This window comes from Sorangium sp. So ce385 (assembly GCF_051474135.1).
Taxonomy (GTDB): Bacteria; Myxococcota_A; Polyangia; order Polyangiales; family Polyangiaceae; genus Sorangium; species Sorangium cellulosum_D.
In genome coordinates this window covers 6,412,961-6,427,848 of sequence record NZ_CP150337.1, presented here as the reverse complement: position 1 = coordinate 6,427,848, position 14,888 = coordinate 6,412,961, and the positions used below count along the sequence as shown (strand labels likewise).

Genomic DNA, 14,888 nt, shown 5'->3' with positions numbered 1-14,888 from the left:
TCTGTGGTTCAATCTTCTTCCCCGCTCGCGGCCCGTGCCTCACGCCTGGTGGAGCAAGATCTCGAGGAGCCCGAGCGCCGCGCGCTTGCGCTTCGCGTCGATGGACTCCGTCGCGCCGACGCACAGGGGGCAGCCGGCCTGGTCGCAGCCGCACCCCGCGATGAGCTGCCGCGTGCGCGCGAGGAGCTCGTCGCGCTGCTCGTAGATGCGCTCGGACAGGCCGACGCCGCCGGGCACGTTGTCGAACAGGAACAGCGTCGGGTCGAAGACCCCGGCCGGCTCGCCGCCGGGCGGGACGTCCGGCGCCCGCGCCTCGCTCCCGTCCTCGAGCGTCTGGCCGATGTCCCGCGGATCGCACATGAGCGAGAGCGTCGCGACCGTCTCCAGCGCCCGCGCGATCCCGCGCAGGCCGTCGATCGCGGTCGCGCGGCCGAGGCCGAGCTCCTCGCAGAGCGCCTCGGGCACGGTGAGCCAGAACGAGGTCGTGTGCATCTGGATGTCGGGCAGCCGCACGTCGCCATACCCCGTGTTCTCGTGCGTGTAGAACTTGATCTTCTTGTACCCCACCACCTTCTCCACGATGCTCACCTCGCCGAACGCGGCGGTCGCCCGGCCGAGCTGGGCGTTCGCGCTCTCGTCGAGGATGCTCACCTTTCGATGGGTGAGCGCGGTCGTGAAATAGTCGGGGACGACCTTCGTCACGAAGGCCTTGTGGTTCTCGTAGTCGAGCCGCTCGACCTGATACTGCTCGCCGTCGTGCTGGTAGATGGCCTGTTCGTGGAGCATCGTCGGCGCGGCGCGCCAGTCGAGCTCCGCCAGCGTCTTGCCGAGCGCCTTGTCGATGATGACGAAGTTGTCCCAGCCCACCGAGCGCAGGCTCACGTGGTTCGCCGGATAGGCGTCGGTCGCCCAGTGAAAGCGATCGTTCGACTCGTGGACGACCCCGTTGTCCTGGAGGAAGCGGAGCGCAGCGACGGTGTCGTCCGCCGGCATCGCCGCGTAGGACTCCCCCTTGAGGAACGGCAGCTCGAACGCCGCGCACTTGAGGTGCTGCACGAGGATCTCGGTGTTCTGCGGATCGATCCGGGCCGACTCGGCCCCGCGCTCGAGCAGGTAGCTCGGGTTCCTCGCGAGGTACTGGTCGAGCGCCGCGCTCGTCGCGCACAGGACGGCGATGCTCGTCTTGCCGCGCCGGCCCGCGCGGCCGAAGCGCTGCCACGTCTCCGCGACCGACCCGGGATAACCGGCGCAGATCACCGCGTCGAGCTCGCCGATGTCGATGCCGAGCTCGAGCGCGTTCGTGGCCACGACGCAGAGGATCTCGCCCTCGCGGAGCCCCCGCTCGACCCGGCGGCGCGTCTCCGGGAGGTAGCCGCCGCGGTAGGCCATGATCGCGTCCTCCGCCCCGATCTCCTTGCCGACGCCCTCGCGCAGGTACTTCAGCATGATCTCGACCGAGTTGCGCGACTGGCCGAACACCAGCGTCGGCACGCGGGCCCGCGCGAGATCCCCGGCGAGGCGGACCGCGCTCTTCAGCGTGCTGGCGCGCACCCCGAGCTCCGCGTTCACGACGGGCGGGTTGTACAGGAAGAAGCGCCGCGGCCCGCGCGGGGCGCCCGACTCGTCGATGAGCTCGAGCTCGTCCTCGGCGATGCCCAGGAGGCGCGCGGCGTGCGCCCGCGGGTTGCCGATGGTCGCCGTCGCGCAGAGGAACGTCGGGCTCGAGCCGTGGAAGGCGGCGACGCGGCGCAGCCGGGCGAGCACGTGGGCGACGTGCGAGCCGAACACGCCGCGGTAGGTGTGGAGCTCGTCCAGCACGACGTAGCGCAGGCGCTGGAACGTCCGCGCCCAGTGCGCGTGGTGCGGCAGGATCCCCGCGTGGAGCATGTCGGGGTTGGTCATGACGATGGGGCTGCGCTCGCGCGCCGCCCGCCGCGCGTCGCCCGGCGTGTCCCCGTCGTAGACGATGGCCGGGATCGTGAGCCCCGCCTCGCGGATGAGCGCGTGCAGCCCGGCCTCCTGGTCCCGGGCCAGCGCCTTGGTCGGGTACAGGTAGATCGCGCTGCCGCCCTGGCCCGACGCGGCGCCCTCCGCCAGCGCGTCGAGCACCGGGAGGTGGAAGCAGAGGCTCTTGCCGCTCGCCGTGGGCGTCGCGACGACCACGTGCCGCCCGGCCTGCGCGGCCTCCGCCGCGCCGCGCGCCGCGCGGGCCGCCGCGAAGGCCCGGGCCTGGTGGTCGTAGAGCCGCGAGATGCCGCGCCGCTCCAGGGCGCCGCGCAGCGCCGGCGAGAGCGCCTCGGGCATCGGCGCGGTGCGCGCCTCGGCCGGCGGCATCTCGCGATCCGCGGTGAAACAAGGGCGAACGTAGCCCGACGCGAGCCACGACGCGATGACGGTCTCGACGCCGGTCTCGATCTTCCAGGGGGGCGACGGCATGACGCCGGCATACTAAACAGATGCGCCGTGTCGCTCAACCGGATCGGGCGCGGGGGGGCGCGATGGGTGGATCTGTGGGAAGCTGCCGCACCCGGTCGCGGCGGGCGGCGCCGCGGGTGGGCGCGGGGGAGGGCGACGGCGGGCAGGGCAGGCGCGCGTACGGGAGAGCGGGGAGCGCTCGTGTCCTCGAGCGAACTCGGAGCTCGGCGGCCCTCCCGCCGTGGAGGCGTTGCTCGCGCGGCGCGCGGCGGCGAATGGCTCGTTTGCGCGCAACGGTTGGGCAGCGCGGATACGGCGCGTGAGCCGACGTCTCAGCGCGCTCGGCGATCCTGCTGCACCGACGGACGCCGGGCGGCGCGCCGCGCGGGGGCGCTCAGGCAGAGCCCCACCGCGGGCAGGCCTGGTGTGCTGGTTGCCTGAGGGAGAGCCGACCGGCGACGGAGATCCGACGGAGATCCGGAGTCGAGGTCCACATCGCTCTTTGACCCGCCAGCGCCGCGCGATCGCGCGTCCGGGGCTGGCCACGAGGTGTCGCACATGAGAAAGGCAGTGATCTTGACGCTCCTCGGCGCGTCGGCGACGGGGTGCGCCGCGCGCACGGCGACGTTCGGCGAGCGGGTCGTCGCCTCGGAGGCGATGATCCGGGCCGCCGAGGAGGTCGGCGCCGACGAGGTCTCGCTGGCGGACGTCCACCTGCGCCTCGCGAGGGAGCAGGTGGAGCGCGCGAGGCGGCTGTCGGCCGAGGGCGTGGCCGATCGGGCGCGGCGCATGCTCCTGCGCGCGCAGGCGGACGCGGAGCTCGCCATGGCCCTCGCGCGCGAGGCGCGGGCCCAGGCGCGCGCGCGCGAGGCGGTCGGGGAGGTCGGATTCATCCATCAGCGGCTCCGGTAGGGGCGCGCGGGAGGAGGCGCGGAACCATGCGATGCAACCCGAGGATGGCGGCCACGACGGTGGCCATGCTGCTCCTCGGCGGCCACTTGGGGTGCGCGAGCGCCCCGCTGCCGCCGAAGGAGCTCATCAGCGCGCGGGAGAGCTACGCGCGCGCCCGAGCGGGCGCGGCGGCGGAGCTCGCGGCCGCGGACCTGGAGGGCGCCGGCGAGGCGCTGGAGCGCGCGGAGCGCGCGTTCGCCGCGGGGAAGGAGGTCGCCGAGGCGCGGGATCTCGCGTACCTCGCGGGGCGCCGGGCGCAGCTGGCCGACGCGCTCGGACGCACGGCGGCCGCGGAGCGGCAGCGGGGCGCGGCCCTCCAGGCATACGCCGAGGTGCAGATCGCGCTGCGCCGGAAGGGGGCGCCGCCGGCCGACGCGGCGGAGCCGTTCGAGCCGGGCAAACCGGCGCAGCCGCCGAAGGCGCCCGCCCGGGCACGCGCCCCGGAGGGCTCGCTGACGCGCGGCCCGGAGGGCTCGCTGACGCGCGGCCCGGAGGGCTCGCTGACGCGCGCCCCGGCGCGCTCGCTGACGATCGTGAACGGGCGGTGAACCGCGTCCGGAGCGGCAGACGGCGCGCGGCGGACGGCCCAGGGCGACGGAGGAGCGACGGAGGACGGCGGAGGGGGCGCAGGCGGCGCGGGGACGGTCGGCGGACGGCGTCGCCCTGCTCCGGGCCGTTTGCTCCGCGCGGCGCCATCGCGTAGAAGCGAGGGTGATGTCCTCTGGCGCACCGCAGGCGTCGCCCGCTGCACTCCTCCCGGACGAGCTCCCCCCGGGCGAGCGCGCCTCGCTCGCCTTCCTGGCCGTCGTTTCGCTCGTCTCGTGCGCCGCCGATCTGGCGACGAAGGCGTGGGCGCACGCGCGGCTCGCCGGGTTCGACCCGAAGCGGTCGGGCCCGAAGATCTTCACGGTCATCCCCGACCACCTGGATTTCATCTTCGCGCAGAACCCGGGCGGCGCCTGGAGCTTCCTCCGCAGCCTCCCGGACGGCCTGCGGCGACCGTTCTTCCTGTTCGTCTCCGCCGCGGCGATCGTCTTCATCGTCTCGATCTACCGGCGCGTCCACAAGGACCAGGCCGCGATGAAGTGGGGGCTCGCGCTGGCGCTCGGCGGCGCGATGGGCAACCTCGTCGACCGGATCCGCTACGGCTGGGTCATCGACTTCATCGACGTGTACGTGATCCGCGGCGGCCAGGAGTTTCACTGGCCGACGTTCAACGTCGCCGACATCGCGATCGTCGCCGGCGTCATCCTCATGTCCACGGACATGATCGCCTCGGCCCGCAACGCGAGCGCTCCCTCGTCAGCCCCGAGCGGCGCGCCCGGCGGCCCGGCGGGCGGCGACGCCGCCCCGCCGCTATCGACGGAAGCGCCTCCGCCTGCCCCGCCGGCCGGCTGAAGGGCCGAAGCAGCCGGCGCGGCGCGCGGTCAGAGCGCGGCTGCGCGCGCACGCTCGAGAAGCACGACCTGACGACGCGCGAGACGGGCGAAGGCGCACGGGGGCGGACGGGCGAGACGGCGCACCCGGAGGGAAGCCTTTGCCGGAGAGCTCGGTTTGTCGTAGAGGAACGCGCTCCGCATGACTGAAGACGCCACGCCGCGAGATGCTGCCGTGAAGACCGAGGGTGCCGATGCGGAGCCGGACCGCGCCGCGCCCCTGAAGGCGCCGGAAGGCGAGCCGCTGGCCGCCGGCGAGCGCGACCCCGAGGGGCGCGGCTCCTCGCTGGAGGACGACGCCGACGATGTGGTCGCGCCGCCGAAGCCCACCTACCGGCCGTCGTACGTGTTCCTGCTCGTCGTGTCGGCCGTCACGCTGGCCGCCGACCTCGGCACGAAGTGGTGGGCCAAGGACCGGCTGGAGCCGCGGGCGCTCGCGGACCTCGCCGACGCGCCCCGGCCGCTCGCGCTCCGGAAGATCGAGGTCATCCAGGACCACCTGAACCTGATCTTCGCGAAGAACCACGGCGGGGCGTGGGGCATCCTGGGCGACGAGAGCGAGGCGATCCGCCGCCCGTTCTTCCTCGTGGTCTCGCTCGCCGCGATCGTCTTCATCGTCTCGCTGTACCGCAAGCTCCACCCCTCGCAGATCGCGCTCAGGTGGGGTCTGCCGCTCGTGCTCGGCGGCGCGCTCGGGAACCTCGTCGACCGGATCCGGTACGGGTACGTCATCGACTTCATCCAGGTGCGGTTCACGCCGACGTTCGTGTGGCCGACGTTCAACGTGGCCGACATCGCGATCGTCGTGGGCGTCGGGCTGATGGCGATCGACATGTTCTCCCCCCAGCGCCCCGAGCTCGCGGGGAAGACCTCCCGGGCGACCGGGGCGAAGGCGTCGGCGGGCTGACCATGCGGCCCGAGCTGTTCCGCCTGCTCGACGTCGCGTTCCCCGCCTACTTCCTGCTGCTGCTGACCGGCTTCCTCTTCGCGACCGCGATCGGCGCCCTGTGGGCGCGGCGCATCGGCGAGGATCCGGACGTGGTCGTCGACCTGGGGCTCGCCTGCCTCTTGGCCGGCGTCGTCGGCGGCCGGCTCCTCCATGTCATCGCCGACGGATACTTCTGGGATTACGTGCACCTGTGCACCGACCCGTCGCTCGTCGACTGGAAGGTCGAGCAGGCGCTGTGCGAGCCGCGGTACCACGGCGTCTGGGACGCCGCGAAGGGGGTCTGCCACCCGACCGAGCGCGATTGCCTGGCGTGGGCGAAGTTCTGGGCGGGCGGCCTGACGTACTACGGCGGCTTCGTCGGCGCGTCGGCGATGGCGTACTGGCTGCTGAAGCGCGATCGGTTCCCGTTCTGGAAGGCGGCGGACATGGCGGGCTTCGCCGTCCCGCTGGGCCTCGGGTTCGGGCGGATGGGCTGCCTGCTCGCCGGCTGCTGCTTCGGCCAGCGCACCGACGGGGCGCTCGGGCTCTCGTTCCCGCCGAACAGCCCAGCGAGCGAGGCGCAGTTCAAGCTGCACGAGCTCGCGAGCGCGCGCCTGCCGTCGCACCCCGTGCACCCGACGCAGATCTACGAGTCGGCCATGTCGTTCGCCATCGCGGCGATCTGCCTGCTCTACGTGCACGGGCGGAAGCGGTACGACGGGCAGGTCTTCGCGACGTTCCTCGGCCTCTACGCGCTCGGGCGCTTCACGCTCGAGTTCGCGCGCGCCGACGACCGGGGTGGCCTCGTCGGCCTGTCCACGTCGCAGCTCATCGGGGTCGCGATGCTCGGCGCCGCGATCGCGATCCACGTGGCGCGGAGCCGGAAGGCCGCGCCCGCGGCGATCGCGCCCGCGGCCTGAGCCGCGGCCCTGACGGCGCGCGGCATGCGCCGTCCGCCAAGGGCGACGCTCAAGCGCCGATCACGTCGATCGAGCGAGAGACAAACCGCTGAGGCGTCAGGGACACGAAGGACGCCAAGTGATCGTCTTTTCTTGGCGTCCTTCGTGTCCTTGGCGGTTCGTGTTTCTGCTCGTTTCAGGCAGCTTCAACCCGTTCGTCGCCCCGGGGACACCGACGAGGCGCGGGGGCGCGCGGCCCGCCCGAGCCGCGCCGCGCCGGACGTCAGCCCTGGGAGACTTCCTTCTGCTTGCGCTTCTTGTACGCCGCGCGCTGGTCGTCCGTCGGCGGCTTGCCGAAGACGTACGCGAGCCCGATCGAGAGCACGTAGAGGAGGCACATCGGCACGGCCATGACCAGCTGGCTGGTGATGTCCGGCGGCGTCAGGATGGCCGCCAGGACGAAGGCGCCGAACACGAACCAGCGGCCGAACAGGATGAGCTGCAGGTAGTTGACGATGCCCGCGATCGAGAGAAACAGCACGATGAGCGGGATCTCGAAGATGATCCCGAAGCCGAGCAGGAGCTGGGCGACGAAGTCCAGGTAGTCGCCCATCATCACCGTCGGCGTGATCGTCACCCCGTCGCCGCCGACCGTGCCGGCCATGCTGAGGAAGTAGCCGAACGAGATCGGAAAGGCGGCGCGCCAGCCGAACAGGCCGCCGCCCACGAACAGGATCGTCGAGAACAGGACGAACGGGATGACGTACCGCTTCTCGCGGGCGTAGAGGCCCGGCGCGACGAACGCCCACAGCTGGTAGAAGATGAACGGCGAGGCCAGCGCCGCGCCGCCGATCATCGACAGCTTGAAGTAAGCGACGAACGCGGCCGCGGGCGCGCCGAAGTGGAGCGAGGGGTTGCCCGGCAGGTTCTGCTCCCGCCACGCCTGCACGAACGGGACGGTCAAGAAGTGCAGGAGCTTCTCGCGCACCTCCCACCCGGCGATGCAGGCCGCAAAGAAGACGAGGATGCTCCGGACGAGCCGCTTGCGCAGCTCGTCGAGGTGCTCCCAGAACGACATCGGCTTGTCTTCGCCGAGGTCCTCCTCGGCGTCGCTGGACGCGCCGGCCGCCCCCGGGGAACCACTCTTCGCCGCCTGCTCCTGGCTCATGACGCCGCTCCGTTCCCCGTCGCTGCAGTCCCCTGCGCCGCCGCGGTCTCCTGCGCCGCCGCGGACCCTGCCGTGGTCGCCGCGCCCTGCGGCGCTGCCGCGCCCTGCGGCGCTGCCGCGGCCGCCGGCGCCGCCGTGGTCGCCGCGCCTGCCGCGTCCTCCGCGCCCGCAGCGCCGCTCGCCGCGGCGCCCCCGCCCTCCGCCGCGCCCGCCGGCTTGGGCGCTTCCTCGATCTCGGCGCCGTAGGCGTCGCAGCCGAGCACCGGGTACTCGCGCTCGCGGAGCGGCGGCACGCTCTGCGGCGGCGGCGGCACGTCCGGCGGCGGCGGCAGGGGCTCGGGCTCCGGCGGCCTCACGCGCGGCGTCGCCGAGACGACCGTGCCGACGGTGCCGGCGTCGATGACGGGCTTCACCAGCGTCTCGATCACGTTGACCCGCGAGAGCGCGCGGAGCTCGCGGAGCTCGCGCTCCAGCCCCTCCTGGCGGATCAGGTCGTCGATGCCGCTCTGCGTCCGGAGCTCGGTGGTCATGCGGCGGAGCTTGGCGATCCAGCTCCCCGCCGTCCGCATCATCGCGGGCAACCGTCGTGGGCCGACCACGATGATGCCCACGATGACGAGCACCATTACCTCGCCGAAGCTGAAGCCGAACACGCGCGCAAGCTAGCGCGCGCGGGAGCGGGGATCCATAGCGACCCTCACGCCGGCCGCGGCGGCGCGCCCGGCCCGACGGCGGCCGCCTCCGCCGCCGCGCCGGGCCGGGGCGACGCCCGCCGGCCGCCTGGCCGCTGCGCCTCCGCCGGGGGCCGCGCGAGCTGCCCGCAGGCCGCGCCGACGTCGCCGCCGCCGGAGTAGCGCACGATCGAGCCGACGCCGGCGGCGGAGAGGACCGCGCGGAACGCCTCGAGCCGCGCCGAGCGCGCGAACGGATCGGCCGGCGCGGCGCCGCCCTCGGCGCCGCCGGGCGAGGCGCCCTCGGCGCCGCCGGGCGAGGCGCCCTCGGCGCCGCCGGGCGAGGGCAGGGGAGCGTCGGCCGCGCCGATCGCGTTGTAGGGGATGAGGCTGAGCCGAGGAGAGATGCCGTGCTGCGCGGCGAAGCCGCGGGCGAGCGCGGCCAGGCTCGCGGCGTCCTCGTCCGCGTCGTTCTGGCCCGCGAGCAGCGTGTACGCCCACATCGGCGCGTGCCCGGTCGCGCGCGCGTGCTCGCCCACGGCGGCGAGGACCTCGTCGAGCGGGTGCGCGCCGTCGATCGGCATGAGGTGGCGCCGCCTGCCGGGCCGCACCGAGCCGAGCGAGAGGCCGAGCCGGACGCCCGGGACCTCGGCCGCGAGCCGCCGGATCCCCGACGGGAGCCCCGCCGTGCACACCGTGATGTTGCGCATGTCGATCGCCTGCGCGCTCGGCTCCGAGAGCACCCGGATCGCCTGGATGACGCGGTCGGCGTTGGCGAGCGGCTCGCCCATGCCCTGGAACAGCACGCCGTGCACGCGCGCGCCGCCGCCCACGGTGGCCCCGAGATCCCGGCGGATGAGCCGCACCTGCTCGACGATCTCCCAGGCCTCCAGGTTGCGCGCGAGGCCCATGCGCCCGGTGGCGCAGAAGGCGCAGGCGAGCGCGCAGCCGACCTGCGAGCTCACGCACGCCGAGTACCGGCCCGGCCGCTCGAGCGGGATGCGCACCGACTCGATCGTCGCGCCGTCCTCCAGGCGGAACGCGTACTTCACGAACGGATCCTCGGCGCTCGCGCGCCGCTCCACGAGCGCGAGCGTCCTGATCTCGCCCGCCGAGCGCGCGGCCTCGAGCGCGACGCGCCGGACGGTCGCGGGCGCGCGCGCGGGCAGCTCCCCGAGGCGGTGCGCCAGCGAGACGATGCGGCGCGCGTCGGTGAGGTCGATGCCGCAGGCGCCGGCGAGCTCCTCCGGCAGCACGGCCTGGAGCGCGAGGCGAGGGCGGCGTTCGTCCGAGCTGCTTCGAGGGCGGGGATCCACGGCGGATACCGACTAGCGCGCCAGGGCGGCCCAGTCTACGGTCGCCCGCGCATGCTTCGCCCGATCCGCTGGATGCGGCGCGGGTTCGCGCCCCTCGTCGCGGCGGGGCTCGCCCTCGCGCCGGCCGGCGCCGCGCGGGCGTCGCCGGAGGACGTGCTCGGCTTCGGCGCGCGCGCGAGCGCCATGGGCGCGACGGGCGCCGCGGTCGCGGAGGGCTACGAGGCCGTCTACGCGAACCCGGCGCTCCTGTCGCTGTCGCGCGAGCGCCGGCTCACCCTGGGGATCGAGGGCGCGATCTTCGACCTCCGCGCGGGCGGCCGGCGGCTCTCGTACCCGCCGCTGCGCGGCAGCCTGATCGGCGCCACGGTGCCGATCCCGTTCGGCGGCGCGCTCGCGGACCGCGTGACGATCGGCCTCGGCTTCTTCGCGCCGTTCGACGTGGTGGTCCGCGGGCGGATCCTCTACCCGGAGACGCCGCAGTTCCCGGTCGCGGACCGGACGCAGTCGGTCGCGGCGCAGGCGGCGCTCGGCGCGTCGCTCGGGCACGGCGTCCGGGTGGGCGCCGGCTTCGCCGCGCTGGCGGCGCTGTCCGGCTCGGTGACGGTGGCGACCGACGCGTCCGGCCGCGTGGGCACGCTGGTCGAGGACACCCTCGTCGCGAGCTACGGGCCGATCCTCGGCGCGAGCTACGACATCGGCGCGTACCGCGTCGGGGCCACGTTCCGCGGCGAGCTCGCCGGGCGCTTCGACGTCGTCATCCACGCCGAGGATCTCGGGGGGATCGCCGTGCCGCCGCTCCACATCGCGGGGATCGCGCAGTACGATCCGGCGCAGGTCGCGCTCGAGGTGGCGCGCGTGAAGGGCCCCTGGAAGGTGGCGATCGGCGCGACGTACAAGCGCTGGTCGGCGTACCCCGGCCCGGCCGAGGCGACGGTGCGCTGCCCGGACGTCGACCCCGCCACGGGCGAGCCGTTCGCCGGCCCGTGCGGGGCGCCGGCGCCCGCGGATCCGGGGTACTCGGACACGGTCGTGCCGCGGGTCGGCGTGGAGCGCAGCCTCGCGCTGCGGCCGGGGGCCACGGCGCACGCGCGCGGCGGCGCGTACCTCGAGCCGTCGCCGGCGCCCGAGCAGACGGGCGCGTCGAACCTCTACGACAACGCGCGCGTCGCGCTCTCGCTCGGCTACGGGCTCGCGCTCGCCGCGCCGCTGCCCCGGCTGACGCTGGACCTGTTCGGCGAGGTGCAGCTGCTCCTGCCGCGCGCGCACCGGAAGCGCGGCGAGCCGGCCGCGGGCGGCGCGGAGGGCGGCGCCGGCGCGGTGCGCACGGGGGGCGTCCTGGTCGCGGGCGGGACGACGCTCGGGGTGGCGTTCTGATGCGCCGGCCCGCCTGCGCCGCCGCCGCGCTGCTGGCCGCGCTGGCCGCCGGGCCAGCGCGCGCACATGCGCCCGATGCGTACGGCTTCGGCGCGCGCGGCGCCTCGATGGGCGGCGCGCTCGCGGCGGACGCGACCGATTTCTCGGCGAGCTACTACAACCCGGCGGGCCTCGCCGGCGCGACGGGGCTCGGCCTCTCGCTCGGCTACAGCTACGCGTCGAACCGCCTGCGCACGAACGGCCGCGACAGCGGCGTGCGCGACGTCCACGGGCTGTCGGGCGGCCTCGTCGTGCCGGGCGAGGTGCTCGGCGTCCCGTTCGCGTTCGGGCTGGCGACGTTCCTGCCGGACGACGGGCTGTCGCGGATCAAGGCGATCCGCCAGGAGACGCCGCGCTGGGAGCTCTACGACGACCGGCTCTCGATCCTGTTCCTCGCCGCGAACATCGCGGTGCGCCCGCTCCCGTTTTTGGAGCTCGGCGGCGGCGTCGCGTTCCTCGCCTCGACGCGGGGCCGCTTCTCGGTGACGGGCCGCGCCGACGCGCTGTCGCCCTACGAATCCGCGCTCCGCCACGAGGTGGACGCGGATCTCACGTCGATCCGCTACCCGCAGCTCGGCGCGCGGGTGCGCGCCTGGGATCTCGGCTTCGTGGGGGTCGCCTACCGCGGGGAGGCGAAGCTCCCGCTGTCGATCGACGCGCGGCTGCAAGGGGTCGTCGACTTCGCGGGCATCGAGGTGCCGCTCCTCTATGAGCTCGAGTCGCGCACGGTCGACGCGTTCCTGCCGCAGCAGGTCGTCGTGGGCGCGAGCTTCCAGCGCGTCCGGGGCCTGCGCGTGAACCTCGACGTCACGTGGGTGAACTGGTCGGCCTACGAGAGCCCGGTGGCGAGGACGCGGGCGCACCTCGAGGCGTCGCCGCCCCCGGAGGTGCCGCTCGACCTGCCCGACGATCCGAGGCCCACGTCCGTGGTGCCGCTCCGGTTCGAGGATCGGCTCGTGCCGCGGCTGGGCGTCGAGTACGTGATCGCCGCGGCGGGGAGCCCGCGCGAGGCGGCCGGGCAAGGCGGGCCAGGGGCGCGCCACGCGATCGAGATCCCGCTCCGCGCGGGGTACGTCTACGAGCGCTCGCCGGTCCCGCCGCAGCGGGGGGTGACGAACTACATCGACGCAGATCGGCACACGCTCTCTCTGGGGGCGGGCGTGGTCTTGAATCGGCCTCTGCCGGAGCTGCCGGGCTCGCTCCGGATCGATGTGCACGGGCAACTGTCGGTGCTGCCGGAAGTGGTGGTGGAGAAGGACAATCCGGCCGATTTCGTCGGGGATTACCGAGCGGACGGCACGATGGTGAACCTTGGCGCGACGGTGACGGCTGCGTTCTGATCCCGTGAGCTCAGGGCGAGGGGCGTCAGGGTGCCGGGCAACCATGTGGCGCTGTGGATGATCGGCGACGAGGACGCGCCGGAGCGTTCGTCGGAGATCTGCATCTGCGAGGCCTTCGGGAAGAACGCGACGACGACATCACCCCGCGAAGCCACCACCGTCGCCGCGCGCTTGACGCGAGCCCCAGTTATTGCGAGACGACCTCATGCCAACGGATACACCTTCTTCATCAGGCGAAGCACCCCGCTTCGATCTGAAGGGACAGGTAGCGCTCGTCACCGGGGCCGCCCGCGGCCTCGGGAACGCATGCGCGCTCGCCCTCGCGCACGCCGGCGCGGACATCGCCCTTGGCCTGCGCGAGATCGGCTCGGCGGGGGAGCTCGCCGAGGCCATACGCGCCCTCGGCCGACGCGCGCTCCCGCTGCAAATGGACGTGACGCGCACGTCGGAGATCAGGAGCGCGGTGGCCGAAGCGATCCGCCATTTCGGTCGGATCGACATCCTCGTCAACAACGCCGGGGTCGGCCCGCCGAACCCCGCAGAAGACGTGACCGAAGAGGACTTCGACCTCACCGTCGCGGTGAACCTCAAGGGCACGTTCTTCGTGAGCCAGGAGGTCGGGCGGACGATGATCCAGAACCGCAGCGGCAAGATCGTGAACCTGAGCTCGCAGGCGGGGTTCGTCGGTCTACCGACCGAGTCGGTCTACTGCATGACCAAGGCAGGGATCGCGCACCTGACCAAATGCCTCGCGGTCGAGTGGGCCAAGTACGGCATCAACGTGAACGCGGTCGCCCCGACGTTCATCCGGACGCCGGGCACCGTCAAATGGCTCAAAGACGAGGCGTTTCGAGACGATCTCCTGTCGAAGATCCCCCTCGGGCGCGTCGGCGAGCCCGTCGACGTGGCGGGCGCCGTCGTCTTCCTCGCGTCGCCTGCCGCGTCGCTCATCACCGGGACCACCCTCCTCATCGACGGCGGCTTCACCGCCCGGTGACGATCTCCTTCGAACCGACTCCAGGTAACCGTAGAAATCCGAGTTGGCGCCGAACAACAGCGATGTGTCGGCTGCCCTCCGCCCTCGCAGGCCGCTCCCTGCGGGGATGCACTAGGATGGATCGGTGCTCCAGGATCCGACGCGCATGCCCATCCGTGAACCTCGGGGTCCACGCAGGCCTGCTCCACGCCTCGGCCCGCGCGTGCCGATGCTGCTCCTCCTCCCTCGAGCGCTCGCCCTCTGCGCGGTTCCGTGGCCGCTCGGCTCCTGCGCAACGCTCCCTTCGGAGGAGGCCGACGCGGGCAGCCTGCCGAACGCGCTCGCCGGTCCGTTCCGGGAGATCGACCAGGAAGAGCTCGGCAACTCCAGGGCGGCCCCGCACGTCATGAACGACGACGCGCGCTTCGCGCGCGACGCCTCGGTGGTCGATCTCGACGGCGATCCCTCGACGCTCGCGGCCGCCGGCTTCTTCGCCGCCACGCTCGGCCCCGACGACGCCGAGCCAGACCCGCTCGCCCCGCCGAACGCCATCGTCCGCTACGAGGCCGCGGACGGCCGCTCGTTCGAGCGATCGCCGGTGACGGTCCTCGCGCCGGAGCTGCCCTGGGAAGGCGGCACGGTGGCGGCCCCTTCGGCGCTCCTCCTGGGCGGCGAAATCTGGCTCTACTACGCGGCGGAGGGCGGCATCGGCGTCGCGCGCAGCGCCGATGGCGCCGCCTTCGCGCGCGAGCCGGCGCCCGTGCTCGCGCCGACCGCGCCCGGCGACGGCTGGGAGCGCGGCGCCGTTCCCGGCAGCCCCGGCGTGGTCCGCCTGCCCGACGGCTCGCTCCGGATGTTCTACGTCGTCGCGGGCGACGGGGGCGCGTCCTTCGTGGGCGAGGCGCGCAGCGACGACGGCCTCGCCTGGGAGCGCGTCGGCGACGGCCCCGCGCTCGCGCCGGCGCCCCTGCCGGCCGCCGGCGCGAGCGCGGCGGAGGACGAGCCCTTCGACAGCGCCGCCGTCTTCGACCCCGCGCCGGTGCTCGCCGTCTCCGCCACGGGCCGCCCGATCCTGCGCGTCTACTACGCCGGCCGCGACGGCGCAGGCCGCTCCGCGATCGGCCTCGCGGCCCGCTCCGGTCACGACGGGCCGCTCCAGCGCGCGGCGGCGCCGGTGTTCGGCGCGTCCTCCGCGCTCGCGCCGCGCGCGCCCTGGGTGGCCGCCTATCCCGGGTTCTCGCTGCTGTTCGTCACGCAGGCGGCGGGGACGCGCGACGGCGAGGACCACCCCGCGGTCGCCGCCGGCGTCGCGCCGGCCGACGCGTCGCTCCCGCCGCCCGAGCCGTGAGCGCGCCCGGATCGCCCGCCCGCCGCG

13 protein-coding genes are annotated in these 14,888 nt (G+C 74.1%); 9 read left to right on the top strand and 4 right to left on the bottom strand.

Features of this window, described 5'->3' with window-relative positions; all coding sequences use genetic code 11:
* Nucleotides 1-39 precede the first annotated feature (39 nt).
* Nucleotides 40-2,436: a DEAD/DEAH box helicase gene (locus WME83_RS23465; RefSeq protein ID WP_437321511.1), complete on the bottom strand. Its 2,397-nt coding sequence runs from the start codon at nt 2,434-2,436 to the stop codon at nt 40-42.
* Nucleotides 2,437-2,973: 537 nt separating this feature from the next.
* On the opposite strand from WME83_RS23465, the gene WME83_RS23460 reads away from it, so the two are divergent.
* The 5 genes from WME83_RS23460 (at nt 2,974) to WME83_RS23440 (ending at nt 6,650) form a co-directional block, all read left to right on the top strand.
* Nucleotides 2,974-3,327 (top strand): DUF4398 domain-containing protein, encoded by a 354-nt coding sequence (locus tag WME83_RS23460; RefSeq protein WP_437321510.1) that lies wholly within the window; start codon nt 2,974-2,976, stop codon nt 3,325-3,327.
* 26 nt (nt 3,328-3,353) lie between these two features.
* Nucleotides 3,354-3,914, top strand: a complete 561-nt coding sequence (locus tag WME83_RS23455; protein WP_437321509.1) for a DUF4398 domain-containing protein — start codon at nt 3,354-3,356, stop codon at nt 3,912-3,914.
* 166 nt (nt 3,915-4,080) lie between these two features.
* Entirely contained in the window at nt 4,081-4,764 is a 684-nt protein-coding gene (lspA, locus tag WME83_RS23450) for a signal peptidase II (protein WP_437321508.1), read from the top strand.
* A 180-nt stretch (nt 4,765-4,944) separates the two neighbouring features.
* Nucleotides 4,945-5,709, top strand: a complete 765-nt coding sequence (gene lspA, locus WME83_RS23445; RefSeq protein WP_437321507.1) for a signal peptidase II — start codon at nt 4,945-4,947, stop codon at nt 5,707-5,709.
* A 2-nt stretch (nt 5,710-5,711) separates the two neighbouring features.
* Nucleotides 5,712-6,650: a prolipoprotein diacylglyceryl transferase gene (locus WME83_RS23440; protein ID WP_437321506.1), complete on the top strand. Its 939-nt coding sequence runs from the start codon at nt 5,712-5,714 to the stop codon at nt 6,648-6,650.
* Nucleotides 6,651-6,912: 262 nt separating this feature from the next.
* Here the strand turns inward: WME83_RS23440 and tatC are convergent, their stop codons facing one another.
* From tatC to rlmN, 3 genes are read right to left on the bottom strand one after another with little or no spacing between them, the layout of a single operon-like run.
* A complete protein-coding gene (gene tatC / locus WME83_RS23435; protein ID WP_437321505.1) occupies nt 6,913-7,797 on the bottom strand; it encodes a twin-arginine translocase subunit TatC in 885 nt (294 codons plus the stop codon).
* On the bottom strand, nt 7,794-8,450 hold the full coding sequence (gene tatB, locus WME83_RS23430; protein WP_437321504.1) for a Sec-independent protein translocase protein TatB: 657 nt from the start codon (nt 8,448-8,450) through the stop codon (nt 7,794-7,796). The genes tatC and tatB overlap by 4 nt, the downstream gene beginning before the upstream one ends.
* 44 nt (nt 8,451-8,494) lie before the next feature.
* Nucleotides 8,495-9,784, bottom strand: a complete 1,290-nt coding sequence (gene rlmN / locus WME83_RS23425) for a 23S rRNA (adenine(2503)-C(2))-methyltransferase RlmN (protein WP_437321503.1) — start codon at nt 9,782-9,784, stop codon at nt 8,495-8,497.
* Nucleotides 9,785-9,835: 51 nt separating this feature from the next.
* On the opposite strand from rlmN, the gene WME83_RS23420 reads away from it, so the two are divergent.
* From WME83_RS23420 to WME83_RS23405, 4 genes are all read left to right on the top strand, one after another.
* Nucleotides 9,836-11,158, top strand: coding sequence for an OmpP1/FadL family transporter (locus WME83_RS23420; RefSeq protein WP_437321502.1), 1,323 nt, complete (start codon nt 9,836-9,838; stop codon nt 11,156-11,158).
* The gene (locus WME83_RS23415) at nt 11,158-12,537 is read left to right on the top strand and encodes an OmpP1/FadL family transporter (protein ID WP_437321501.1); all 1,380 of its coding nucleotides are present in this window, start codon (nt 11,158-11,160) and stop codon (nt 12,535-12,537) included. The genes WME83_RS23420 and WME83_RS23415 overlap by 1 nt, the downstream gene beginning before the upstream one ends.
* 205 nt (nt 12,538-12,742) lie before the next feature.
* A complete protein-coding gene (locus WME83_RS23410; protein ID WP_437321500.1) occupies nt 12,743-13,534 on the top strand; it encodes an SDR family NAD(P)-dependent oxidoreductase in 792 nt (263 codons plus the stop codon).
* A 208-nt stretch (nt 13,535-13,742) separates the two neighbouring features.
* Complete coding sequence (locus WME83_RS23405; RefSeq protein WP_437321499.1) at nt 13,743-14,861, top strand: hypothetical protein; 1,119 nt, start codon at nt 13,743-13,745, stop codon at nt 14,859-14,861.
* The last annotated feature ends 27 nt before the right edge of the window (nt 14,862-14,888 follow it).